The 22,893-nt window shown below is 69.7% G+C and carries 22 protein-coding genes and 2 pseudogenes; 16 read left to right on the plus strand and 8 right to left on the minus strand.

What is annotated here, in order from left to right; genetic code table 11:
* Positions 1-90: 90 nt before the first annotated feature.
* From AW274_RS08180 to AW274_RS08190, 3 genes are all read left to right on the plus strand, one after another.
* Positions 91-1,110 carry a LacI family DNA-binding transcriptional regulator gene (locus tag AW274_RS08180; RefSeq protein ID WP_062430476.1) on the plus strand — a complete coding sequence of 340 codons (1,020 nt, stop codon included), beginning with the start codon at positions 91-93 and terminating at the stop codon, positions 1,108-1,110.
* Between the two features lie 147 nt (positions 1,111-1,257).
* Entirely contained in the window at positions 1,258-2,586 is a 1,329-nt protein-coding gene (locus AW274_RS08185; protein ID WP_232320035.1) for an LCP family protein, read from the plus strand.
* 30 nt (positions 2,587-2,616) lie between these two features.
* Positions 2,617-3,882: an LCP family protein gene (locus AW274_RS08190; RefSeq protein WP_062430478.1), complete on the plus strand. Its 1,266-nt coding sequence runs from the start codon at positions 2,617-2,619 to the stop codon at positions 3,880-3,882.
* 19 nt (positions 3,883-3,901) lie between these two features.
* Here the strand turns inward: AW274_RS08190 and AW274_RS08195 are convergent, their stop codons facing one another.
* The gene (locus tag AW274_RS08195; RefSeq protein WP_157519904.1) at positions 3,902-4,501 is read right to left on the minus strand and encodes a Uma2 family endonuclease; all 600 of its coding nucleotides are present in this window, start codon (positions 4,499-4,501) and stop codon (positions 3,902-3,904) included.
* Positions 4,502-4,698: 197 nt separating this feature from the next.
* On the opposite strand from AW274_RS08195, the gene AW274_RS08200 reads away from it, so the two are divergent.
* The 8 genes from AW274_RS08200 (at position 4,699) to AW274_RS08235 (ending at position 11,555) form a co-directional block, all read left to right on the plus strand.
* Positions 4,699-5,781: an ABC transporter substrate-binding protein gene (locus AW274_RS08200; protein WP_062430480.1), complete on the plus strand. Its 1,083-nt coding sequence runs from the start codon at positions 4,699-4,701 to the stop codon at positions 5,779-5,781.
* Positions 5,778-6,599: an ABC transporter ATP-binding protein gene (locus AW274_RS08205; protein ID WP_062430481.1), complete on the plus strand. Its 822-nt coding sequence runs from the start codon at positions 5,778-5,780 to the stop codon at positions 6,597-6,599. The genes AW274_RS08200 and AW274_RS08205 overlap by 4 nt, the downstream gene beginning before the upstream one ends.
* Positions 6,589-7,458, plus strand: coding sequence for an ABC transporter permease (locus AW274_RS08210; RefSeq protein WP_062430482.1), 870 nt, complete (start codon positions 6,589-6,591; stop codon positions 7,456-7,458). The genes AW274_RS08205 and AW274_RS08210 overlap by 11 nt, the downstream gene beginning before the upstream one ends.
* A 5-nt stretch (positions 7,459-7,463) precedes the next feature.
* Positions 7,464-7,856: an RrF2 family transcriptional regulator gene (locus AW274_RS08215; RefSeq protein WP_062430483.1), complete on the plus strand. Its 393-nt coding sequence runs from the start codon at positions 7,464-7,466 to the stop codon at positions 7,854-7,856.
* 79 nt (positions 7,857-7,935) lie between these two features.
* Entirely contained in the window at positions 7,936-9,456 is a 1,521-nt protein-coding gene (locus AW274_RS08220) for a serine/threonine-protein kinase (protein ID WP_062430484.1), read from the plus strand.
* A gap of 58 nt (positions 9,457-9,514) precedes the next feature.
* Positions 9,515-10,441, plus strand: coding sequence for an ATP-binding protein (locus AW274_RS08225; RefSeq protein WP_062430485.1), 927 nt, complete (start codon positions 9,515-9,517; stop codon positions 10,439-10,441).
* Between the two features lie 35 nt (positions 10,442-10,476).
* The gene (locus AW274_RS08230) at positions 10,477-10,863 is read left to right on the plus strand and encodes an SCO5389 family protein (RefSeq protein ID WP_062430486.1); all 387 of its coding nucleotides are present in this window, start codon (positions 10,477-10,479) and stop codon (positions 10,861-10,863) included.
* A gap of 50 nt (positions 10,864-10,913) precedes the next feature.
* Positions 10,914-11,555, plus strand: a complete 642-nt coding sequence (locus AW274_RS08235; RefSeq protein ID WP_063813315.1) for a potassium channel family protein — start codon at positions 10,914-10,916, stop codon at positions 11,553-11,555.
* Here the strand turns inward: AW274_RS08235 and rnhB are convergent.
* The 3 genes and pseudogenes from rnhB to AW274_RS43140 form a co-directional block, all read right to left on the minus strand.
* Positions 11,539-12,204, minus strand: a complete 666-nt coding sequence (gene rnhB / locus AW274_RS08240) for a ribonuclease HII (protein ID WP_062430487.1) — start codon at positions 12,202-12,204, stop codon at positions 11,539-11,541. The two genes, AW274_RS08235 and rnhB, sit on opposite strands and share 17 nt — an antisense overlap.
* Positions 12,205-12,213: 9 nt before the next feature.
* Positions 12,214-12,837, minus strand: a pseudogene (locus tag AW274_RS08245) (LysR substrate-binding domain-containing protein); the annotation flags it as partial.
* A gap of 144 nt (positions 12,838-12,981) precedes the next feature.
* Positions 12,982-13,158: pseudogene (locus AW274_RS43140) on the minus strand (LysR family transcriptional regulator); the annotation flags it as partial.
* 97 nt (positions 13,159-13,255) lie between these two features.
* Here AW274_RS43140 and AW274_RS08250 point away from each other — a divergent pair.
* Complete coding sequence (locus AW274_RS08250; protein ID WP_062430489.1) at positions 13,256-14,566, plus strand: pyridoxal phosphate-dependent aminotransferase; 1,311 nt, start codon at positions 13,256-13,258, stop codon at positions 14,564-14,566.
* 162 nt (positions 14,567-14,728) lie between these two features.
* Complete coding sequence (locus tag AW274_RS08255) at positions 14,729-15,373, plus strand: GNAT family N-acetyltransferase (protein WP_062431790.1); 645 nt, start codon at positions 14,729-14,731, stop codon at positions 15,371-15,373.
* Between the two features lie 193 nt (positions 15,374-15,566).
* Here the strand turns inward: AW274_RS08255 and AW274_RS08260 are convergent, their stop codons facing one another.
* A complete protein-coding gene (locus AW274_RS08260; RefSeq protein ID WP_062430490.1) occupies positions 15,567-16,082 on the minus strand; it encodes a hypothetical protein in 516 nt (171 codons plus the stop codon).
* A gap of 163 nt (positions 16,083-16,245) precedes the next feature.
* On the opposite strand from AW274_RS08260, the gene AW274_RS08265 reads away from it, so the two are divergent.
* Positions 16,246-19,182 carry an AfsR/SARP family transcriptional regulator gene (locus AW274_RS08265; RefSeq protein WP_062430491.1) on the plus strand — a complete coding sequence of 979 codons (2,937 nt, stop codon included), beginning with the start codon at positions 16,246-16,248 and terminating at the stop codon, positions 19,180-19,182.
* 243 nt (positions 19,183-19,425) lie between these two features.
* Here AW274_RS08265 and AW274_RS08270 read toward each other — a convergent pair whose 3' ends face one another.
* Entirely contained in the window at positions 19,426-20,865 is a 1,440-nt protein-coding gene (locus AW274_RS08270) for a N5-glutamine methyltransferase family protein (protein WP_232320036.1), read from the minus strand.
* Between the two features lie 88 nt (positions 20,866-20,953).
* Between AW274_RS08270 and AW274_RS08275 the strand changes: the two genes are divergently transcribed.
* Positions 20,954-21,241 carry a hypothetical protein gene (locus AW274_RS08275; RefSeq protein WP_062430493.1) on the plus strand — a complete coding sequence of 96 codons (288 nt, stop codon included), beginning with the start codon at positions 20,954-20,956 and terminating at the stop codon, positions 21,239-21,241.
* Here AW274_RS08275 and AW274_RS08280 read toward each other — a convergent pair.
* The gene (locus tag AW274_RS08280) at positions 21,231-21,818 is read right to left on the minus strand and encodes a TetR/AcrR family transcriptional regulator (RefSeq protein ID WP_062430494.1); all 588 of its coding nucleotides are present in this window, start codon (positions 21,816-21,818) and stop codon (positions 21,231-21,233) included. The genes AW274_RS08275 and AW274_RS08280 overlap by 11 nt on opposite strands.
* Positions 21,815-22,312: a GNAT family N-acetyltransferase gene (locus AW274_RS08285; RefSeq protein ID WP_062430495.1), complete on the minus strand. Its 498-nt coding sequence runs from the start codon at positions 22,310-22,312 to the stop codon at positions 21,815-21,817. Before AW274_RS08285 ends, AW274_RS08280 begins: the two co-directional genes overlap by 4 nt.
* A gap of 80 nt (positions 22,313-22,392) precedes the next feature.
* Between AW274_RS08285 and AW274_RS08290 the strand changes: the two genes are divergently transcribed.
* Positions 22,393-22,875 (plus strand): winged helix-turn-helix transcriptional regulator, encoded by a 483-nt coding sequence (locus AW274_RS08290; RefSeq protein WP_062430496.1) that lies wholly within the window; start codon positions 22,393-22,395, stop codon positions 22,873-22,875.
* Positions 22,876-22,893: the final 18 nt, after the last annotated feature.

Consider the following 22,893-nt stretch of genomic DNA (forward strand, 5'->3'; position numbering starts at 1 on the left):
ATAAGTACCGAGACCGTAAATTCCGCATGACGGGGGTGTCAATAGCCTGATATAAGCTGAACCAGTTAAGTCGCACGGCGGGGTGGGTTCGTGAAAAGACCGACGATCTCTGATATCGCACGTCAGGCGGGGGTTTCGAAGGGTGCGGTGTCCTACGCGCTCAACGGGCAGCCCGGTGTATCGGAGTCCACCCGGCAGCGCATTCTTGCGATAGCCGATGAAATCGGCTGGCGGCCGAACAGCGCCGCCCGCGCCCTCAACGGCGCCCGCGCCAACGCGATCGGCCTCACGCTGTGCCGTCCGGCCCGCATCCTCGGCATGGAACCGTTCTTCATGGAGCTCATCAGCGGCCTGGAGGCCGAGTTGTCGGCGCGCGACTTCGCGCTCATGCTCCAGGTCGTCGGCGACCACGACGCCGAGATCGCCGTCCACCAGCGCTGGTGGGGCGAGGGCCGCATCGACGGCGCGTTCCTGGTCGACCTGCACGTCGACGACCCGCGCGTGCCGGTCATGGAGGAGCTCGGCATGCCGGTCGTCGTCATCGGCGACCCGTCGGGGGCCGGCACGCTCATGCCGGTCTGGTCCGACGAGGGCGCTCCCGTACGCGAGACCGTCGACTACCTCACCGCCCTCGGCCACCGGCGGATCGCCCGGATTGCGGGCCTGCCGAAACTCGTGCACACCACGCTGCGCGACCGCGAGTTCGCCCGCGCGTGCGCCGGGCTCGACGACTGCCCGGTCGTGCACACCGACTACACCGGCGAGGAGGGCGCACGGGCCACCCGGCGGCTGCTGTCGTCGCGGGTCAGGCCCACCGCGATCGTCTACGACAACGACATCATGGCCGTCGCCGGACTTTCGGTCGCCCAGGAGATGGGCCTGGCCGTGCCCGCCGACCTGTCGATCGTCGCCTGGGACGACTCGCCCCTCTCTCAGGTCGTACGCCCCCCGCTGACCGCCCTGACCAGGGATATCCCGGCCTATGGGGCACACGCCGCACGTATGCTGCTCGACCTGATCGACGGCTCCGAGACCGGTTCGTTCGAAGACCGGGCGGCCAGTCTGAATCCTCGCGGAAGCACCGGACCGCCGGTTTCGGCCGGGCATTAGGGGATTCGTCGTTACACTTTGCAGCGGTGACCGGGGGGTGGCCCCGGGCGTTTCCCCGGGGGTAGGGCGTTGAGTCAGGTCGACGTGCGTCCAAAGCTGGTTCCGCCGCCACTGCCAGAACGGCCCCGCCGCCTGTGGGTGGCGTGGGTGCAGGTGCTGATCGCGGCCGTGATGGGCGTCGTGGTCGGGGCGGTGAGCTTCGTGGTCACCGGTTATGTGAAGGTCACCACGAACGTCAAGCACGAGTCGATCCCCACAGCCGACCTCGGCCCTCGGCCCGACAAGATCAACCCGGCGCTGAACGTGCTCATCGTGGGCTCCGACCAGCGCAACGGCGCGAACGCCCGCTATGGCTCCTTCGCCGGAGAGCGCACCGACACGATCATCCTGGCCCACATCTCCCCCAAGCGCGACGGGGCCACGTTGATCAGCTTCCCGCGCGACTCCCTCGTCCAGTTGCCGGCCTGCCCGGCCAGGAAGGGCTTCCCTGGCCAGAACGCCCACGTCGGCATGATCAACGAGTCGTTCAACTCGGGCGGCATCGGCTGCACGTGGAAGACGATCGAGACGCTCACCAAGATCCACATCGACCACTACGTGAAGGTCGACTTCACCGGCTTCAAGGCCATGGTCGACGCGCTGGGGGGCGTGCCGGTCTGCGTACCGGAACCCGGGATCAACGACAAGAAGGCCCTGCTCACGCTCGCGCCCGGCAAGCAGACCCTCAACGGGGAACAGAGCCTCGGTTACGTCCGCGCCCGCTACAGCCTCGGCGACGGCTCCGACATCGGCCGCATCCAGCGCCAGCAGATGTTCCTCGCGTCGATGGCGAAGAAGGCGATGAGCGGCGAGACCCTCACCAACCCCGGCGCGCTGCTCGCCCTGCTCGACGCGGTGACCAAGTCGATCACCACCGACCCCGAGCTGACCCCGTCGGTGCTCAAAGACCTGGCGCTGAGCGCCGAGGGCCTCAAGGCCGGCTCGATCAGGTTCATCACCACGCCGTGGCACTACTCGCTGACCAGCCCCGGCCGGGTCGAGTGGACGCAGCCCCAGGCCAAGGGCCTGTTCACGATGGTCGCCAAAGACCAGCTCACCTCGAAGCTCGAATCGGGCGAGCAGAAGATCCCCAAGAGCCAGATCCACGTTTTGGTCCAGAACGGCTCGGGCCGCTCGGGCCTGGCCACCAACGTGGCGGCGATCCTGGAACAGCGCGGCTACCACATCCTCGGCGTCGAGGACGCGCCCAAGCCCTACGCGAAGACGTTCGTGAAGTACACCCCGAACGGCCAGACGCGCGCGGCGCGGGTGTTCCGCGAACTGGAGAAGTCGACCACGTTCAACGTGAAGAACGGCACGACGCAGCAGGTCGTCCTGGTGCTCGGCGCCGACTACCAGGGCCTCAAGGAACCGAAGACCAGCATCGAGGACGTCGAGGGCTTCGACGCGACGCACGACACCTGCACGACACGTTAAACCTGTATCGAACAGGGCATACGGGACGTCATGCGCGAAAACCGGAGCCTGCGCAGGGCCCTGACCCTGACGCTCGCTTCGGCGCTCATGTGGGGCGTCGCGCACATCTGGACCGGCCGGGTGCGCACGGGCCTGACCCTCGCCGCCGTGTGGCTGGCGCTGCTGTCGGCCGCGGCGACCGTCCTCGGCAACGCGCCGACCCTGCTGGTGCGGCGGCTCGACGTCGTCGTCGCCGCCGGGGCGGCACTGGCGATCGCGTGGGTGGCGGTCATCGTCTGGTCGTGGCTGGTCATCCGCCCCCGGCGGGTGCGCTTCGGCCTTCCCCTGCTCGCCGTCGCCGGGCTCTGCGTCATGGTGGCCGCGCCGCTGGGCTACGCGTCGCGGCTGGCGTACGTGTCGAACGAGGTCGTCAGCACGGTCTTCCTCGCCGACGACCCCGCGCCCCGCGTCGTGACCCCCGTGGTCGACCCGTGGGCGGGCCGCGAACGCCTGAACATCCTGCTCATAGGCGCCGACTCGGCCGCGAACCGCCCCGGCGCCCGCACCGACAGCATGACCGTGGCCTCGGTCGACACCCGCACGGGCGAGTCGGTGCTGTTCTCCCTGCCGCGCAACCTGCAGAACGTGCCCGTCGACGACTATCCGCCGGCCGCGCTGCTGAACGAGGTCTTCCAGTGGGGCGAAGACCACGGGAAATCCGGGGCCGACCTGCTGAAGTCGACGGTCGGCGACATCCTCGGCCTCGACGTCGACTACTACGCGATGGTCGACATGCGAGGCTTCGCCCAGGTCATCAACGCGATGGGCGGCGTGACGGTGAAGGTGCCGCACGACATCGTGTTCGGCGCCTACCGCGAGGGCCTCATCAAGGCCGGCACCCACCACCTGAACGGCACCCAGGCCCTGTGGTTCGGCCGCTCCCGCACCGACAGCGACGACTACCAGCGCATGGGCCGGCAGAAGTGCCTGCTGAACGCGGTGGCCGAACAGGCCGACCCGCTGAAGGTGCTACGCGGCTTCGAACGCATCGCGGACGTGACCAAGCGCTACGTGTCGACGGACATCCCCCGCAGCCTGGTGCCCGACCTGATCGACCTGGCCCCGAAGGTCAAGGACGCCGACATCACCAGCCTCCAGTTCGTGCCGCCGCTGATCCGCACCGGCAACCCCGACTGGGACCTGATCAGAGACAAGGTCGGCGAGGCCCTGGGCTCACACACCCGCCCGGTGGCGGCCACCCCGGCCGCCAAACCAAAGGCCGACAAGCCGGTCAATCTGGACGAGTCCTGCGCCTGAATCCGGGCGGCCGTTTGGCTCACGCCTCCAGGAGCACGGCCGGATCGAACTCGATCGGCACGGGCGTCTCAGACTTGAAGACCGCTCCGGCGAACACCCTTTCCCGCCGGTGATAGGTCAGATAGCCGGTCGCCAGGGAGTAGCGGGTGATGTTCATCGAGGGCAGGGTGTCGACGATCCAGTACTCCTGCACACCGGAAGCCGCATACTCGTCGGCCTTCTCGTATCGGTCGGTGCGCTCGCTTCCGCTGTTCCGCGAGATCACCTCGATGACCAGCTTGACGCTGTGCGGCGAATGGGCACGTTCGTCGTCTTCCAACCCCTGGCGCACGCTCGCCCAGTCGGCCACCGCTATGTCGGGCACGCGAACACCTTTGACCGTGTACATGTCGACGGGGCCGTTGACATAAAGGTCGGCGCCGACGGCCTCGATCGCCGCGTCGAGGATCCGCACGAGTCTCTTCACGACATAGTCGTGGCGGAGGCCGGGCCAGGGGGACATGACGATCCATCCGTTGACGAGTTCGTAGCGCGCGTCCCTTGGCATGCGATCCAGATCCGCGATCCCGTGAGGGCCGTGGTTGAACGAGTGCTCACGATCCTCGTGCCCCGCACCCACGCCCCTCACCTCCGATCGGGCGGTCTCCCGAAAGCTTATAAGGCTCACACGTCATCCCTTCAGAGTCACGGTAAGTATATAGACGTCTCATAGACGTTTGCTTGATGTCCGAAAACCTACCGGACTTGACGGGAATCATGGGCCGCTCTTTAATACTCCCTAACCCGACTTATTAAGTAGGAAACAGGGAGAAGCGTATGAAGGCTCGCAGGGTTCGCGGGGTCGTCGCCGCGCTGGCCGCGGTGATGGTGACCTCGCTCGCGGCCGCCTGCGGCGGGGGCGGTACGACCGCCGATGGGGGCGCCTCCGCCCCCGCCGGCGGAGCACCTGCGGAGAAGAGCGAGCTCCGGCTCGGGTTCTTCCCCAACATCACCCACTCGACCGCCCTCGTCGGCGTCGAGAAGGGCTACTTCACCAAGGCTCTGGGCGACGACGTCACCCTCAAGACGAGCACCTTCAACGCCGGTCCCGCCGCCATCGAGGCGGTCTTCTCGGGGGCCATCGACGCCACGTACATCGGCCCGAACCCCGCGATCAACGCGTGGGAGAAGTCGAAGGGCCAGGCGATCAAGATCGTGGCCGGGGCGGCGTCGGGGGGCGTCTACCTGGTCGTGAAGCCCGAGATCAACAGCATCGAGGACCTCAAGGGCAAGAAGGTCGCCACGCCGCAGCTCGGCAACACCCAGGACGTCGCGCTCCGCTACTACCTGGACGAGAAGGGCATCAAGACCGACACCAAGGGCGGCGGCGAGGTGTCGATCGTGCCGCAGGAGAATTCGCTGACCCTGCAGACCTTCGCCACCGGTGACATCGACGCCGCCTGGGTGCCCGAGCCCTTCGCCAGCCGCCTGATCCAGGAGAGCGGCGGCAAGGTCCTGATCGACGAGCGCGACCTGTGGCCGAACAAGCAGTTCGTGATCACCCACCTGATCGTCCGGCAGGAGTGGGCCAAGGAGCACCCCGACCTGGTCAAGAAGCTGATCGAGGGCCACGTCGAGTCGACCGCCTTCATCAACTCCGACCCGGCCGGCGCGGCGACCGCGGTCAACGCCCAGCTGGAGAAGCTGACCGGCAAGCCGCTCAAGCCCGAGGTGCTCGACGCGGCGCTGAAGAACATCACGTTCACCAACGACCCGATCGCCTCCTCTCTGGTCGGCAGCGCCGACCACGCCATCAAGGTGGGCCTGCTGAAGCCGCTCGACCTGAACGGCATCTACGACCTCACCACGCTCAACGGGATCCTGTCCGCGAAGGGCGAGACGGCGGTGAGCGACAAGTGACAGCTCCTACCCAGGAGCTCGGCCACGGCCGGACGGAGGGCCCCGCGCCCGCCGTCCGGCTGGACGCCGTCTCCAAGGTGTACGGCCGGGGCGCGACCAGCCTGCTCGCCCTCGACCAGGTCTCCCTGTCGGCCGCGCAGGGCGAGTTCGTCTGTCTCCTCGGCGCGTCGGGATGCGGCAAGAGCACCATGCTCAACCTCGTCGCCGGCCTCGACAGGCCGACCACCGGGACCATCGAGACCGGCGGCCGGCAGATCGCCATGATGTTCCAGGAACCGGCGCTGTTCCCCTGGCTCACCGTGACCGGCAACATCGAGCTGGCCCTGCGCAAGCTCGACCGCAAGCGGCGCAGGGAGCGGGCGGCCGAGCTGCTCGACGTCGTCCACCTCGGCGGCTTCGCCAAGAAGCGCCCCCACGAACTGTCCGGCGGCATGCGCCAGCGCGTCTCCCTCGCCCGCGCGCTCGCCCAGGAGGCCGACGTCCTCCTCATGGACGAGCCCTTCGGCGCCCTCGACGCGATGACCCGCGACCTGCTCCACGACGAACTCGAACGCATCTGGCGCGAGCGCAACCTCGCGATCCTGTTCGTCACCCACAACGTCCGCGAGGCGGTCCGCCTCGGCGACCGGGTGGTTCTCCTGTCCAGCCGCCCGGGCAAGGTCATCGAGGACTACCCGGTCGACCTCGAACGCCCGCGCCGCACCGAGTCGGCCGAAGTGGCGGGCCTGGCCGGGGAGATCACGGTCCGGCTGAAGGAAGAGGTCAGCCGGCACGCCGGCAAGAGCCGTCCGGAGACGGAGGCCGGGAATGTCGGTTGACGCACCTGACAAACTCAACGCGCAGATCGCCGGGCTCGACGCCCTGGAGATCCAGGTCAAGGCCAAGCGCAACATCCCCGCCGCGATCTGGGGCCGCCTGTGGCCCATGCTGCTGGCCGTCTCGATCGTGCTGGCCATCTGGGAAGCGGTCGTCCTGGCCGGGTTCTGGCCCGAATACGTCTTCGCCGGGCCGGTCACCGCCCTCGGCGAGCTCGGGAACCGCCTGGGCGAGGGCGAGTTCTGGCACGCCGTCGCCACCACGATGCGCCGGGCCGTCTCGGGCTTCCTGCTGGCGATCCTGGTCGGCGTCGCCATCGGCGCGGCCGTCTCCCGGATCAAACTGCTCCGGGCGGCGTTCGGCTCGCTGATCACCGGCCTGCAGACGATGCCGTCGATCGCCTGGTTCCCGCTCGCCATCCTGCTGTTCGGCCTCACCGAGAACGCGATCACCTTCGTGGTCGTGCTCGGCGCGGCCCCGTCGATCGCCAACGGCCTCATCACCGGCGTCGACTACACGCCCCCGATCCTGCTGCGCGCCGGGCACGTGCTCGGCCTGCGGCGGATCTCCCTCTATCGGCACCTGATCCTGCCCGCCTCGCTGCCGTCGTTCCTGGCGGGGCTGAAGCAGGGCTGGGCGTTCGCGTGGCGGTCGCTGATGGCGGGCGAGATCCTGGTGATCATCGCCAACCAGCCCTCACTGGGCGAGCAGCTCCACTACGCCCGAGAGCTGGCCGACTCGGCCCGCCTGCTGGCCACGATGATCATCATCTTGCTCATCGGCATCGTGGTCGACGTGCTCTTCGGCGCGGCGGACAACGCGCTGCGCCGCCGCTGGGGTCTGGACCAGCGGATCGGCTGACAGGCATGCGCCTGTCGGCACGCACCCACTACGCGCTCCGGGCGGCGGCCGAACTCGCGGCCGCCCCTCCGGGGCCCGTCCCGGCGGAGAAGATCTCGACCGCCCAGCGCATCCCCCGCCGCTTCCTCGACAACATCCTGCTGCAACTGCGCCGCGCGGGCATCATCCACAGCCAGCGCGGCCCCGACGGCGGCTACTGGCTCGCCCGCCCCGCCGACCAGATCACCCTGGCCGAGGTCATCGTGGTGATCGAGGGCGTGCCACAGGACAACGAGACGTTCTTCGGCGCTTCTGAACCCCTGGAGAAGGTCTGGGCGACGCTCCGCGAGAACGAGACCCGCGTCCTGACCGGAGTGACCCTGGCCCACCTCGCCGGTGGGTCTTTGCCGACCCTGTGACACATACCTCACCTACGCCCCATAGTTATGGAAGACTCCCACTCCAGGTGGTCGGGGCCGGTGCAGAGGGCAGGCTTTGATGGGTAGTCCGGGGCAGCTCGTCGTCAAGCGTTATCGGCTCGTCCGGGCGCTCGGGCAGGGCAACACGGGCATCGTCTGGGAAGGCCACGACGACCTGCTCGACCGCCCCGTCGCCGTCCGTGAGGTGCTGCTTCCCTCCGGGTTGCGGGAGAGCCGGTCGACCGCGTTGCAGCAGCGCATCGCGCGGGAGTCGCGGCAGGCCGAGCGGCTCCGGCATCCCGGCATCGCCGCCGTCTTCGACGTCGCCGAAGACGACGACACGCTCTTCGTCGTCATGGAGCTGGCCCGGTCGCGGTCGCTCGACGGGATCGTGGCCAGTGACGGGCCGCTGGAGGTGCCGAAGGCCGCGTACGTCATCAGGACCGCCCTCGCCGCCCTCACGGTGGCCCACGCGGCGGGGGTCAGGCACGGTGACGTGCGGCCGGCGAACATCCTGGTCGGGCATGACGGCCGCGTCGTGTTGGCCGACTTCGGCGTGGGAGCCGTGGCGGCCGACCCGGTGTTCGCCAAGCGGGTGGGCGAACGTTCGCCCGCACATGGGGAGTCGTGGAGTTCGGCGCGGTCGGCGGCCACGTTCCGGGCGCCGGAACGGACCGATCCCGACGCGCCCGTCAGGGAGCCCGCCGACCTGTGGTCGCTGGGCGCCTCGCTCTACTTCGCCGTCACCGGCAAGCCGCCGGTGTTGCCGCAGGAGAAGCCGCGGACCCCGGCGAAGGACGTCGACGTGTCGGCCGCGCCCGAGGAGTTGCGGCCGGTGCTGGCGGCGCTGCTGGCGCGTGACCCGAAGCGGCGTCCGTCGCATGAGGCGGCCGACCAGTTGCTCGCGGCGTTCGAGCCGCCGCCGGCGCCGCCGGAGCCGAAGCCCGTGCGGGGCAGCGGGCGGATGCGGTTCATCGCGGTCGGCACGGCGGTCGCCGTGGTGGCGGGGGCGGTCAGCGGATGGGCGCTGTTACGTCCCGAGTCGACCGTCATCACCACGCGCACGGCCGCGACCGATCCGACCACCGCGCCCGTCGTGCTGCCCTCGCCGTCGCCCTCGCCGGTCGACACGCTGAGGTTCAAGCTCGTCCCGTACGACTCCCCGGCCGGCTGGCACGCGATGGCGCCGCGCACGTGGAAGCGGGTCGTCGGGGAGTACTCCGTCTGGTGGGTCGACCCCCGTAAGCGCGGCCACCTGTCGATAGAGGTGACGAACCAGGTCGGTACCGATCCGCTGGCCGCCCTCCACGAGGCCGAGGCGTTCCTCTATCCCAACGTGGAGGCGTACACGAAACTGCGCCTGAAGACCGTCGGGTCGAAGCTGGGGTCGGCGGCCGATTGGGAGTTCACCTGGCGCCAGGTTCGTAACGCCCGAGACACACACCTGGTGAAGGGGGAGACGTACCACCAATATCGGCGCGTCATCTCCACCGAAACCACGACAACGGTTCTCACCTGGACGACCACCGTCGCCGAATGGGATCGCCTGCGGCCCACGTTGTTGCGGGTCTTCCGGGGCTATTCGCCGACGCAGACCTGAGGTCCATGGCAAACTGATTACGACAATCGTTTTCATCGTCGTGATCAGGAGACCACCCGTGCGTGTTGCCTTCGTCGGCAAGGGCGGCAGCGGCAAAACCACCCTTTCCTCACTGTTCGCCCGCTACGTGGCCACCCGCGCCCGGGTCGTGGCGATCGACGCCGACATCAACCAGCATCTGGCGCTCGTGCTCGGCGCGCGGCAGCCCCGCCCGCTCGGCGGCATGCTCACCGAGATCAAGGACCACCTGCGCGGCGACAACCCGCGCATCCCGTCGGCCTCGGTGATGGTCAAGACCACCCCGCCCGGCAAGGGCTCGCGCCTGCTCACCCTCGACGACGCGTTCTTCCCGTCGGTCGAGGTCGAGGGCCTGCGGCTGATGGCGACCGGCCCGTTCGGCGAGGACGACCTCGGCGTCGCCTGCTACCACTCGAAGGTCGGCGCGGTCGAGCTCTACCTGAACCACCTGGTCGACGGCCCGGGAGAGTACGTCGTGGTCGACATGACCGCCGGGGCCGACTCGTTCGCCAGCGGCATGTTCACCAAGTTCGACGTCACCTTCCTCGTGGTCGAACCCACCCGCCAGGGGGTCAGCGTCTACCGGCAGTACCAGGAGTACGCCGCCGAGTTCGACGTCACCGTCGCGGTGGTCGGCAACAAGGTCCAGACCGCCGACGACCGCGCGTTCCTGCGTGACCAGGTCGGCCCCGACCTGCTCACCTGCCTCGACCACAGCCCGGCCGTACGGGCCATGGAACAGGGCCGTGCCTTCACCCTCGACGACCTGGAGCCCGGGAACCTCGCCGGTCTCCAGACCCTGCTCGACCGAGTCGACGCGGCCGAGAAGGACTGGGCGAAGTTCGGCCGTCAGGCGCACGAGTTCCATCTGCGCAACGCGCGCGCCTGGGCGGACAAGGCGACGGGTCACGATCTGGCCGACCAGATCGACCCCGACTTCATTTTCGGGAGCGTCGCTTTGACATAACGTCGGAAATGCCCCAACCGAGAGGAGAAAGCCTCATGTCGCTGACCGTTCCGAACGATCTGCTCGACCAGGCCAGGGCCGGTGACGTGGACGATGCGGCCTTCGTGGCCTGCGTCCGCGACTCGTTGCCGTACGCATGGGGGCTGATCAGTGAGCTGGTCAGAACCAGGACCGAGTCGGGCGCGACGTTCGCCGACAACCAGGTCCCGCCGCCCGACGAGGCGGCAAGGGGGCAGCTGCTGCGCTGCCTCGCCAGTGACGCCATGCGGGGCGCGCTGGAACGCCACTTCCAGGTGAAGCTGGCGTTCCAGAACTGCCACCGGGTGGCCGTGTTCGACCCGTCGGCGACCGCCGAACTGGCCGACTTCACCACCGCGCGCGCCCAGATCCTCAACCAGCAGCCGGAGCTCGTCGACTGCTAGTAGCGCGTTGACCAGGGCAAACCGATGACGCCCGCGTAGACTTGATCGCCATGAGGGCCGAGTGGCGGTTGCTCGTCTTCGCGGGCGTCTTCCTGGTCGCGTACGCGACCCCGATCCTCTTCCCGCAGCTCCCCTACGACTGGAAGCTGACCTGCTGGCTCGCCCAGCTCGGCTGCTGGTTGTTGTTCCTGGCCGAATACGCCGTCAGATTCGCGCGGGCCGGCGACAAGAAGGCGTTCGCCAAAGAGAACCTGCTCGACCTGCTCGTCATCCTGCTGCCGCTGATGATGCCGCTGCGCATGCTGCAACGAAGGCTCGGCTTCCAGCGCAGGGTGCTGACCTTCACCGCCACGACCACGCTCGTGCTCGGCCTGGCCGCCAGCCTCGCGGTGCTGCGCGTCGAACGCGACGCCCCCGGCGCGACCATCCTGACCTTCGGCGACGCCACCTGGTGGGCGGTCACGACGATGACGACCACCGGCTACGGCGACACCTATCCCGTCACCCCCGACGGCCGCCTCATCGGCGCGGCGCTGATGCTCGGCGGCGTGGCCCTGCTGGGCGTGGTGACGGCGACGCTGGCGTCGTGGTTCGGCCGCCGGTTCGACACCGGCGACGACACCGAGAGACTCCTGCGCGAGGCGCTGAAGGAGATCGGCGAGCTGAAGGAGATGCTCAGAACCCGAGGGTGAGTTGTCCTTCTCCGGCCGCCGGGTCGCGATGGCGCTTCAGGTGCCGCCACTTCGGCAGGTCGTCGAGGTACGACCACGACATCCGGTGGTGTTCGCCCGGCCCGTGTTCGGCCAACGCGGCCTGGTGGGCCGGCGAGGGGTATCCGGCGTTCTCGGCGAACCCGTAGACGTCGTCGCCGAGGGTGCCCATGAACAGGTCGCGCCGCACCTTGGCGAGCACCGACGCGGCCGCCACCGACACGCAGTTGAGGTCGCCCTTGATCTCGCAGCGCACCGGCCAGGGCGCGCCGAGGTAGTCGTGTTTCCCGTCGAGGATGACGACGTCGGGCTTGACCGGCAGCGCTTCGAGCGCCCGTCGCGCGGCCCGGCGCAGCGCCTCGGTCATGCCGAGGGTGTCGATCTCCTCGACCGACGCCTCGCCGTGCCCGAAGCCGACCACCCACGACTCCAGCACCGACACCATCGCCTCCCGGCGGCCGGGCGCGAGCATCTTGGAGTCGGTCAGCCCCTCGGGCGGTTCGCTGAAGTCGGTCACCACGGCGCACACCGACACCGGCCCGGCCCAGGCGCCCCGGCCGACCTCGTCGACCCCGGCGACGATCTTGTTGCGGCCCGTGGTGAGCAGGCGTTCGAGTGTGTACGACGGCACCGGCCAAACCTAGTCGGCGAACCCGTTCGTGGTGGACAGATAGCCGAGATCACTGGCCAGATAGCGGGCCGCGACGTGCAGCGCCCGCAGTGAGGCGGCCACCGAGGCCCGGTGCACCGACGACTCGCGCGCCACGGCGGTGATGACCCGCTCGACCGGCTCCCCCGGGAACTCCCTGACCACGACGCCCCGCACCCCGGCGGCCAGGCACAGCGCGGGCACCGCGGCGATCCCGATCCCCTTGGCGACCAGGCTCAGGATCGTACCGAGACCCTCGAACTCCCAAGCCACGGGCGGCGCGCCGCCGACCTCGGTGAGCAGCCGGTCGACGGCGGTGCGGGACGGCTCGCCCTCGGGGGTGGCCATCCACGCCTCGTCGCGCAGTTCGGCCGGGTCGACCGGCTGGTCGAGGTTGGCGAGCCGGTGTTTGCGCGGCACGACGAGCACCAGCGGGTCGCGCAGCAGCGGGAAGACGGTGAGGGTCTCGCGCCGCCGCACCCGGCCCCACCAGTCGTCGACGAGCGCGATGTCGGCCTCGCCCGATTCGACCTCGCGCATGCCGCGTCCCGACCGGCTCTGCGACAACCGCAGCGCGAGTTGTTTGTGCCGCCGCAGCGACTGGGCGAGCGCGGGCGCGAAGGCGACGGCGGCGGTCGGGAACGCCGTGATGATGACCCGCCCGGTTGGAGTTCCAGCATGGGCCGACAGGTCGGACTCGGCCGTCTCGACCATCGCCAGGATGCGTTCGGCGTGCACGACCAGCCGCCGCCCCGCGTCGGTGAGCTCGGCGCTGTGGCTGGTGCGGTCGATGAGCGCCGCCCCGGCTTCCCGTTCCAGGGCGGCTAGCTGCTGCGATACCGCCGACGCGCTGTAGCCGAGGGACGCGGCCGTGGCGGCGATGCTGCCCCTTCGGGCGAACTCGCAGAACAACGTCAACCGCCGCAGATCCAGCATCGGATCTCCTTATGCCCGGCACCGAAAAGCCTCGCTTGTCCTGATGCCCGTACCCACACAAGGTGGGTACGTTCCACAGCATTCAGGAGGAAACAGTATGCACGTCACACTTTCGGCGACTCTGGCCGCGAACGAAGACATCGCCCGAAGACGGAGGTCCGGGGAGCGGGTCCTGCACCTGGCTTTCGGTGAGGCCGGGCTGCCCGTCCACCCCGCACTGCTGGCCCGGCTCGCCGACGCGGGCGGCAGCAACGGCTACGGCGAGGTCGCAGGCCTCGCCGCGCTGCGCGAGGCGGCGGCCGGCTACTGGTCGCGGCGCGAGCTGCCGACCGACCCCGACCTGGTGGTCTGCGGACCGGGCAGCAAGTCGCTGCTGTTCGGGCTGCTGGTCGCGATCGGCGCCGACCCGGGCGAGTGGAGGTCTCCCGGGGACATGGTGCTGCCGATGCCGAGCTGGGTGAGCTACGCCGCCCAGGCCGAGATCGTGGGGGTGCGCCCGATCCTGGTGCCGACCGCGCCCGGCGAGGGCGGGGTGCCCGACCCCGACCAGGTCAGGTCGGCGGTGCTGCACGCCCGCTCGCAGGGCCGCACGGTCCGCTCGGTCCTTGTCACGCTCCCGGACAACCCCACCGGCCGCCTGGCCCGGCCGGAGACGGTCCGGCGGCTGGCCGAGGCCGCCCGCGAGCTCGACCTGGTCATCATCTCCGACGAGATCTACCGCGACCTCGTCCACGACCCGCAGGCCACCCCGTTCCTGAGCCCGGCCGACGTCGCGCCGGAACGCACGGTCATCACCAGCGGCCTGAGCAAGTCGCTCGCGCTGGGCGGCTGGCGGATCGGCGTGGCGCGGCTACCGCACACGCCCGACGGGTGGGCGCTGCGCCAGCGGCTGCTCGCGGTGGCCAGCGAGATCTGGTCGGCCCCGGCCGCGCCGGTGCAGCACGCCGCCGCGTACGCGTTCGCCGAGCCCGGGGAGATCGTGGAACGTATCGACGACTCGCGGCGGCTGCACGCCACCGTGGCCCGCGCGGTCGCCGACCGGTTCGCGCGCGCGGGCGCGAAGGTGGACGTGCCGCAGGGCGGCTTCTACCTCTATCCGCAGATCCCCGGTTTCGACAGCTCCGACGAGCTGGCCCGGACCCTGCTCGACCGCCACGGCGTCGGCGTCCTGCCGGGCACCGCCTTCGGCGACGAGCAACGTTCGGCACGGGTCCGCGTGGCCACCTCGTTGCTCTACGGCGAGACCGCCGAACAGCGTCTCGCGGCGCTGCACGGATCGGATCCGCTGTCGCTCCCGTGGGTGGCCGAATCGCTCGACTACCTGGAGGAAGCCCTCGGCGGACTGACCACCAAGGAGCCGTCGAGAGCACGAAGGGGGATGTTCCTGGCACCCGCTCCGGCGCGTTGACGATCTTTGTCGAATCTTTACCCTGGACGGCCGTGGCAAAGCCGTAAAGAAACACCTCTGACCTGCGGTTTTATGGCTAGGGTGGGCGCTCAACCTGGGGTTCCACAAGATGTCGTGTGTCATTTGGCACCAGACATGTCGTCCAGACCCCATCATGTGCTCATGCCCGCTTTTGTCACCCTGTCCGGGCGCTTCGTGCGCCTGGAACCGCTCACCCTCGCGGTCGTCGACGACCTGGTCGCCGCGGCGAGCGAGGACCGCGCGACGTACTCGTTTACTCGCGTTCCCGCAGGCCGGGAGGAGATGGTCTCGTACGTCGAGGCCGCTCTGGCTGAGCAGGCGGAGGGCCGCACGATGCCCTTCGCCATCCGGTGGCTGCACACCGACCGCGTGGTCGGTGCCACCCGTCTGATGCACCTGGAGTACTGGCAGGGCCCCATGCCCTGGCCGCCGGGTACCAAAGGCGTGGTGGGCGAGGTCCCGTCGGTCGCGGACATCGGTTACACCTGGCTGGGCGCCTCCGCCCAGGGCACGGGTGTCAACCGGGAGGCCAAGTATCTCTTGCTCTCCCACGCGTTCGAGACGTGGCAGGTCCACCGGATAACTCTCAAGGCAGACGTACGCAACAACCGATCCCGGGCCGCCATCGAGGCCCTCGGCGCACACCTCGACGGTGTGCGGCGAGCGGACAGCCGAGGCGCCGACAACACGGTCCGAGATACGGCGTATTACTCGATCCTGCGCTCTGAATGGCCGGCGGTACGAGAACGGATCCAAGCGCGTCTTGATTACGCGCACGCCGCCTGACCAGCCATTACTTCGAGCCGAAACGGAACGAGCGGCCCGCCCCCATGCCGGAGGGCGGGCCGCCGCGTGTCCGGGTGACCATCGCCCGCACCGGCCGCTTTCGTGATTCGTCTGCTGCGGAAGTGCTGTCCAAGTGACGTGTCACCAGTCGCTTTGGAGCGATTGTCCCCTATCTATATGGATCGGTGGAAGATCAGATGGTGTAGCCGAACTCGTCGTCCCACGCGTTGTAGATCTCGTGCCAGGAGCCGCACTTGGTCGCGAAGTTGTGGTGCAGGCCGACCTGGCAGACCTTCACCTCGACCTGGGCCACGTCGTGGCGGGTGAACTTGAAGTTCTTCCAGCCGTCGGTGCCGCACTGCTTGTAGGTCTTGTAGCTGGAAGCCCAGTCGTCCTCGTGGTCGTCCCACGAGGTGTAGCGGAAGGCGACGTAGCCGCACTTGCCGCCCTGGTGCTCGGTCCGGTAGTCGCGGTCGAAGAGCTTGCCGCCGATGCGGACGGTGTTCGACTCCTCGTCGTCGTACTCGACGTCGATCCAGCCCTTGGCCTTGGCCTTGCCGTTGTTGCTGTAGTAGTAGCCCCAGTCGTCGTCGTAGTCCCAGTCGTTCGACGAGAGCGGAGCGGCGTTGGCGGCGGAGGCGACGACGCCCATGCCGAGGGTGAGGGCGGAGGCGGTGGCGACGACGCCGAGCACGTTGCGGATGCGCATTGGATACTCCAGGGTTTTGAGGACGACCCCGTTTCCGGGTACGCCTCATTGATAGGTCGCCCTGCCTGCACGGGACTTTCACCGTCCTTGAGACCTCATTGCGAGCGACCTGACGTCGTATCATTCGGAGCGAAACTTCCGATTGGTACAAAGAGGGCTTCTGATGGCAGGTCAGCTGCGCTTCGCGGTACTTGGACCCGTCAGAGCCTGGCGAGACGACGCCGAGCTCGATCTCGGCACTCCGCTCCAGCGGTCCATCCTGGCGATGCTGCTGCTGCGCGAGGGCCGCGCGGTCACCCCCAACGAGCTCATCGACGCCGTCTGGGGTGAGGAGGCGCCGCCCCGGGCGCTGGGCGCGCTGCGCACCTACGTCTCCCGGTTGCGCACGGCGCTGGAGCCCGACCGCTCTCCGCGTACACCACCGCAGTTGCTGACCTCGGTCGGCAAGGGCTACGCGCTGCGGCTGCCCGACGGCGCCTTCGACCTGGCCAGGTTCGAGAAGGCGGCGCACGCCTGCGACTCGGCCCGCAAGGCGGGCGAGCTCGACCGGGCCGCCGAGACGTTACGCGAGGCCCTCGCCTGGTGGAGCGGCGAACCGCTCGCGGGCGCGGTCGGGCCCTACGCCGAGTCGCAGCGCGAACGGCTGCTCGAACGCCGCATATCCGCCGTCGAGACGCTGATGGGCCTCGACCTCGACCTCGGTCGGCACGCCGAGATCATCTCCGAGCTGATGGTGCTCACCGCCGACCACCCGCTGCGCGAGCGCCTGCGCGCCCAGCTCATGCTCGCCTACTACCGCTGCGGGCGGCAGGCCGAGGCGCTCAACGTCTTCACCGACACCCGCAACGCCCTCATCGAGGAACTCGGCATCGACCCGGGCACGGAACTGACCGACCTGCACCGCCGTGTGCTGGCCGCCGACCCGACGCTGACCTTCGTACAACAGCAGGCTTCTGTACGGCTCACGCCGGACGAGCCGGCCGAACCCCAGCCCGTCATAGAGATGCCGAAACCCGCGCAGCTCCCGGCCGCCGTGACCGACTTCACCGGCCGCAAGGCCCTGGTGAACCGGCTGCTCAACCAGCTGGGCGCGACCGACGGCGTGCCGATAGCGGCCATCTGCGGCATCGGCGGCGTCGGCAAGACCACCCTCGCCGTGCACGTCGCCCACCTGCTGCACGACACCTTCCCCGACGGCCAGCTCTACGCCGACCTGCGCGGCTACGGCCGCGAACCGACGTCGCCGGAGACCGCGCTGGCGGCGTTCCTGCGGGCGCTCGGCATCCCGGTCGACGTCATCCCCGACGGCCTGGCCGACCGCGCCGCGCTGTTCCGCTCGCTGCTGGGCGACCGCCGCATGCTGGTGCTGCTCGACAACGCGCGCGACGCCGACCAGGTCGAGCACCTGCTGCCGGGCGCCCCGGGCTGCGCCGCGCTCATCACCAGCCGGGGCAAACTGGCCGACCTGCCGGCCGCGAAGCTGCTCGACCTCGACGTGATGGAACCCGACGAGGCGCTGGCCCTGTTCTCGGCCGTCGCCGGTCCCGAACGTGTCGCCGCCGAACGCGCCGCCGCCATGGACGTCGTCGCGGCCTGCGGCTTCCTGCCGCTGGCGGTCCGGATCGTGGCCGCCCGGCTGGCCTCCCGCCCGTCGTGGACGGTCGCCTCGCTGGTCCCCCGGCTGGCCGACGAGAGACGCCGCCTCGACGAGCTGAAGATCGGCAACCTGGCCGTGTCGGCCACCTTCGCCCTCGGCTACGGCCAGCTCGACCCGCGCCAGGCCCGCGCGTTCCGGTTGTTGTCGCTGCCCAACGGCACCGACATCTCCACCCCGGCCGCCGCGGCCGTGCTCGACCTGAACGCCGTCGAGACCGAGGACGTGCTGGAGTCGATGGTCGACGTCAGCCTCCTCGAAGCGCCCGCGCCGGGCCGCTACCGCTTCCACGACCTGCTGCGCCTGTTCGCCCGCCGCCAGGCCGAAGACGGCGAGACCGCCGAGGCCCGCGGCCAGGCGCTGCACCGGCTGCTCGGCTTCTACCTCGGCTCGGCCCGCGCGGCCCACCGGCTGGCGTACGAGGGCAGCAAGGTCGCCGACAACCTGACCGTCATCGGCACCCGGGGCCACACGTTCGGGTCTGCCGACGAGTCGGTGGCGTGGCTGGCCGCCGAGGCCGACGACCTGTTCGCCTTGCTGGGCCAGGTGGCAGAGGAGCGCGCCGACGTGCCCGCCGCCGCCGATCTGCTGGTCGCGATGGAGCCGCTGCTGGAGGCGGGCGCGTTCGCCCGCGAGTTCGACCTGCGCACCCGCGCCCTGATCGAGGCCGGTGACGATCCGGCCCGGCTGCGCGCCCGCTACGTGCGCGGCCGGATGTTGTTCGGGGTCAACCGGCTGTCGGAGGCCGACCAGGAGTTCCGGACCTCGCTGGAGATCGCCGAGCGCACCGGCGACCACGCGCTGCTGGGGGAGACCTACAACGCGCTCGGCGTGGTGACCGGCCGGCTCGGGCGGCACCCGGAGGCGCTCGACTGGTTCGGCCGGGCCACCAAGGTCTACCGCGAGCTGGGCAACCTGGCCGGTGAGGCGCTGGTGCTCAGCTACTCGGCCCGCGACCTGCTGCTGCTCGGCCGGGCCGCCGACGCGGTCGCCGTCTCGGAGCAGGGCCTGCAGATCTTCGGCGAGATCGGCAGCGGCCCCGGCGTGGCCAGGGCCCGCTACCACCTGGGCGTGGTGTTGTCGTACGTCGGCCGCCTGAACGAGGCCGTCGTCCACCACGCCGAATGCCTGGAGTTCTTCCGCGCCAGCAACCAGAAGGTCTGGGAGCAGCGGGTCTGCAACCGGCTCGCCACCACCCTCACCAAGGCCGAACGATTCCAGGAGGCCGCCCGGCACGCCGAGCAGGCCCTCCAGGTCAGCCGGGAGATCACCCACCCCTACGGGGAGGCCCAGTCGCTGACCGCGCTCGGCAAGGCGCTGCGCGGGCTCGGCAGCCGCACCCGCAGCCGCGACGCGCTAGAGAAGGCCCTCGACCTTTTCATCCGGCTCGGTTCGGCCGAGGCGGACGACGTCCGGAAGCTGCTCGCCGATCGCGTCGAGACCTAGTTCGTCGTCGAGCCTGGTCATCCGGACGTGGTTGATCACTGGGGTTCCTTTCGCGGTGGAGATGAACGCGCCCGGCCGGTCGCCGCTCTCACCCGGCGCGTTAGGGGGCCCGGTGGGATCCACACGGTGCGCCTCGGTGATCGCCAGCCGCCTCTCTGAAAACGACCGGCCGGGCCTGGGCGGGGTCCCTACCCCCGGGTTCCCCGCCCGGTTCCACTTTCTTACTTCGCGCTTGACGATCGATCAACGGCCGATTGCGAAGAACCCCTCGGCCACCAGACGGCGCACGCTCTCGGTGTCGGCCAGGCCCGGCCGACCGGTCAGTTCGCCGATGGCGGCCAGCAGCGGGCCGGTCTTCAGCTCGCCGTCGACGACCCCGGCCAGCGCCGCCTCGACGGTGCCGACGTCGGCCGTCCGGCGCAGGCCCCGCGTCTGGCGGAGCCGGATCACCGACGGGTCGTCGGCGCCGGGCGGGCCGACCCGTTCCTCGATCACGCCCTCGGCCAGGGTCAGCGCGACCTCGCGCAGGTCGTCGTCGCTGAGCCGGTGGGCGGTGGTGATCGCGTCGAGCACCTTCCCGACGTAGGCCCCCACGGGGAGCTCGACCTGGTGGGTGAGCTGCTCTATGCGGACGACGGGATCGAGGGAACCCGAGTCGTTGAGGGTGATCCAGCCGAAGCCGATGCCCTCGACCTCCTGCTCCTCGAACCACTCCAGCCACTCGTCGTAGCGGTCGCGGTAGGCCGGGGTGCCCTGTTCGGCGGCGTCGCGCAACCACAACTCGACGTATTCGGCCGGATCCTGCACGTCGCGCTGCACCACCCAGCCGTCGCAGCCGGTGGCCGAGAGCCAGCCGCCGACGCGGTCGCGCCAGTCTTCGCCGCGCACGTGCAGCCAGTTGGCTAGCAGGTGGCAGGTGCCCCCGGCGGCCAGGTGGGCGGGCGCGAGCTTGACCAGGTCGCGGCAGAACTCGTCGCCCCGGTAGCCGGTCTCGCGGTAGGTCAGCCGACCGGCCGGGGAGATCACGAACGGGGGATTGGACACGATGAGGTCGTAGCGCTCGCCGCCGACCGGGTCGAACATCGAGCCCTTGCGCGTCTCGACCTCGGTGACGCCCGACAACCCCCAGCTCAGCCGGGCGAGGTGGAGCGCGCGGGCGTTCACGTCGGTCGCGGTGATCTCCTCGGCCCGGTCGGCGAGGTGGAGCACCTGCACCCCGCACCCGGTCCCGAGGTCGAGCGCCCGTCCGACCGGCTCACGCGAGACCAGCTGCGCCAGGTTCGCCGACGCCCCGCCCGCCCCGACCACGTGGTCGCGCCGCAACGCCGGGTCGCCGGGCCGGACCTTGCGGTCGGACACCACGTAGCCGCCGGTCTCCCAGGGCTGGATGTGCACGTTCGCCTGGACGGTGTCGCCCACCTTGATCAGCAGCCCGGCGCGCAGCAGCTCCTGGAGCGGCAGGTCGGCGGCGGCCGTGCTGACCGGCACCCCCAGCCACCACAGGCGGATCAGGGTGCCCAGCGAGTCGCCGTCACGCGTCGCGCGCAGCGCCGGCACGAGTTCCTCGCGCGCCAGCGCGGAGGCCGCCGTGTCGCCGAGCCTCCCGCGTACGCCGTCGATCGTGTAGCCGATCTCCAGGAATCGATCGCGAAGCCGTATGAGCAGGTCAGATGGTGCGTCCACACAGAGCAATCTAGCGCCGTAAGCGCTTTGCAAGCAGCGGTCAAGCAGGCGGGCGTATGACCCGGACAACCTCTTCGGGGAGTTTGCCATGTTCATACCGTGCCTGGCGTGCGGCTCGCGGTTCCGGCCCGACGACTACTTCCGCGCCTGCCACGACTACAACCGCGGCCGCGACCTGGTCTCGTGGACGTGCCCGGCCTGCGGGAACCGCGACGACCTGCGCGTGCTGCCGGGGGAGCTGGGCTTCGGCTACCCGGCCCGGGGCCGCTACGCGGTGAACCGCACGATCGCGGTGCCGGGCATGCGCCGCCAGCGGCACGATCTGCGGCTGGAGATCTCCCTCGACAAGCGCACCTGGCGGGTGCTCAGCCGCTGAGGCCGGCCCAGGCGGCCTCGGCGAGAGACCGGATCTCCTCGTCGGTCGGCTGGTGGGCGCCGGCGAACCACAGGCGGCACATCTCCTGAGCGGGGCCGAGCCACAACACGTAACACATGGTCGACTGGACCGTCTTGAGCGTGCCCGACTTCATGTGGGGCTTCCACCAGTCGGCGACCTGGCGGAAGAAGGCCCGCCGCGTCTCGGCGACGTCGTCGCCGCCGGGCTCCTCGCGCCGGGGCGGCCGTTCGCTGATCAGCAGCCGGGCCCGCTCGGGGTGTTCGCCGCACCACTCCATGTGGAAGGCGACGATCGCCTCGATCCCGGCGCGGGCGTCGTCGTTGGCGAGCAGCCGGGTGATGAACGCTTCCTGGTACATCGCCAGCGTTTCGGCGTAGAGCACCCCGAACACGTGCTCTTTGCTGGCGAAATGGTGATAGAAACTACCTACGCTCACGCCGCTTTCCTCGCGGAGGCTGGCGAGCGTGGTGGCGGAGACACCGTCCTGGCTGAACCGGCGCAGGGCGCCGTCCATGATCCGGGTCCGCCCGTCTCGGCCGATCTTCGCGCTCTTCACACCATCAATGGTGGCCTAACAGAGCTTTGTTCTGCAAATGCGAGGCTCGCTCTGACCTGAACCGACCCGTGTTCGACGGCCATCTCGGCCTCCGGCCAGGCCCGGTTGATCATGGCCAGCACCCGCCGGTTCTCCCCCATGACGTCCATCGTCAGCCACCGGACCCCGTCCGCGCGGGCGACCAGTTCCCTGATCAACCGGGAGCCGACGCCCTGCCCCTGCCAGGCGTCCGCCACCACCACCGCGATCTCGGCCTCCTCGCCCTTCCGGTACGCCATCGCGTGCCCGATCACCATCGCGTCGACGGTGGCCAGTAAGGCGTCGCGGCGCTCGTCCCTGGCCAGCATGGCTCCGACGAGCGTGTTCGTCGGCCGGGTGAGCCCGGCGAAGAAACGATGCGTCTGCGTGCGCAGCGAGAGGTCGAGCAGGAACTTCCGCACCCCGTCCGCGTCGTCCGGCCCCGCGGGGCGGACGTCCACCTGAGTTCTCTGCATGGACTCAGGGTTTCTTGCCGAGCTGGGTATGTCAAGTAGACTCAGATGGGTAGAGGAAGTGATGATTTACGATGCGTGCCATGACCGATCCGCCGCGAAGCGCCTTCCGGCTGGACAACTGTTCCATCGAGCGCACCCTGTCCGCCCTCGGCGAGAAGTGGACCTTCCTGGTGCTGCGCGAGGTCTTCGGCGGGGTCCGCCGCTTCGCCGACCTCCAGGCCAACACGGGCGCCCCCCGCCAGGTGCTGAGCGCCCGCCTGTCCCGGCTCGTCGCCGAGGGCACCCTGCGCAAGGTCCCCTACCAGGAGCCCGGCCAGCGTCAGCGCGACGAATACCGGCTGACCGACAAGGGCCGCGAACTCTTCCCGATTTTGGTCGCGCTGCTCCAGTGGGGCGACCGCTACATGGCCGACCCCGAAGGTCCGTCGCTGCTGGTCACCCATCGCGGCTGCGGCGCCCAGGTCACGCTGGAGCTGCGGTGCGCCGACGGCCACGAGGTCGGCGGGCCCAGAGAGACCGTCGCGCTGCCCGGACCGGGATCCCGCGTCAGGGGCACCGCCTAGGGTCCTTAGTCTTTAGGG

The organism is Herbidospora daliensis, assembly GCF_001570585.1.
GTDB classification, from domain to species: Bacteria; Actinomycetota; Actinomycetes; order Streptosporangiales; family Streptosporangiaceae; genus Herbidospora; species Herbidospora daliensis.

What these genes read in the sequence shown, in the direction of transcription:
- AW274_RS08250 (WP_062430489.1), top strand. Translation starts at nt 13,256, where the DNA reads ATGCACGTCACACTTTCGGCGACTCTGGCCGCGAACGAAGACATCGCC.
- AW274_RS08220 (WP_062430484.1), top strand. Translation starts at nt 7,936, where the DNA reads ATGGGTAGTCCGGGGCAGCTCGTCGTCAAGCGTTATCGGCTCGTCCGG.
- AW274_RS08265 (WP_062430491.1), top strand. Translation starts at nt 16,246, where the DNA reads ATGGCAGGTCAGCTGCGCTTCGCGGTACTTGGACCCGTCAGAGCCTGG.
- AW274_RS08230 (WP_062430486.1), top strand. Translation starts at nt 10,477, where the DNA reads ATGTCGCTGACCGTTCCGAACGATCTGCTCGACCAGGCCAGGGCCGGT.
- AW274_RS08210 (WP_062430482.1), top strand. Translation starts at nt 6,589, where the DNA reads ATGTCGGTTGACGCACCTGACAAACTCAACGCGCAGATCGCCGGGCTC.
- AW274_RS08290 (WP_062430496.1), top strand. Translation starts at nt 22,393, where the DNA reads ATGACCGATCCGCCGCGAAGCGCCTTCCGGCTGGACAACTGTTCCATC.
- AW274_RS08255 (WP_062431790.1), top strand. Translation starts at nt 14,729, where the DNA reads ATGCCCGCTTTTGTCACCCTGTCCGGGCGCTTCGTGCGCCTGGAACCG.
- AW274_RS08215 (WP_062430483.1), top strand. Translation starts at nt 7,464, where the DNA reads ATGCGCCTGTCGGCACGCACCCACTACGCGCTCCGGGCGGCGGCCGAA.
- AW274_RS08260 (WP_062430490.1), bottom strand. Translation starts at nt 16,082, where the DNA reads ATGCGCATCCGCAACGTGCTCGGCGTCGTCGCCACCGCCTCCGCCCTC.
- AW274_RS08200 (WP_062430480.1), top strand. Translation starts at nt 4,699, where the DNA reads ATGAAGGCTCGCAGGGTTCGCGGGGTCGTCGCCGCGCTGGCCGCGGTG.
- AW274_RS08235 (WP_063813315.1), top strand. Translation starts at nt 10,914, where the DNA reads ATGAGGGCCGAGTGGCGGTTGCTCGTCTTCGCGGGCGTCTTCCTGGTC.
- AW274_RS08275 (WP_062430493.1), top strand. Translation starts at nt 20,954, where the DNA reads ATGTTCATACCGTGCCTGGCGTGCGGCTCGCGGTTCCGGCCCGACGAC.
- AW274_RS08285 (WP_062430495.1), bottom strand. Translation starts at nt 22,312, where the DNA reads ATGCAGAGAACTCAGGTGGACGTCCGCCCCGCGGGGCCGGACGACGCG.
- AW274_RS08190 (WP_062430478.1), top strand. Translation starts at nt 2,617, where the DNA reads ATGCGCGAAAACCGGAGCCTGCGCAGGGCCCTGACCCTGACGCTCGCT.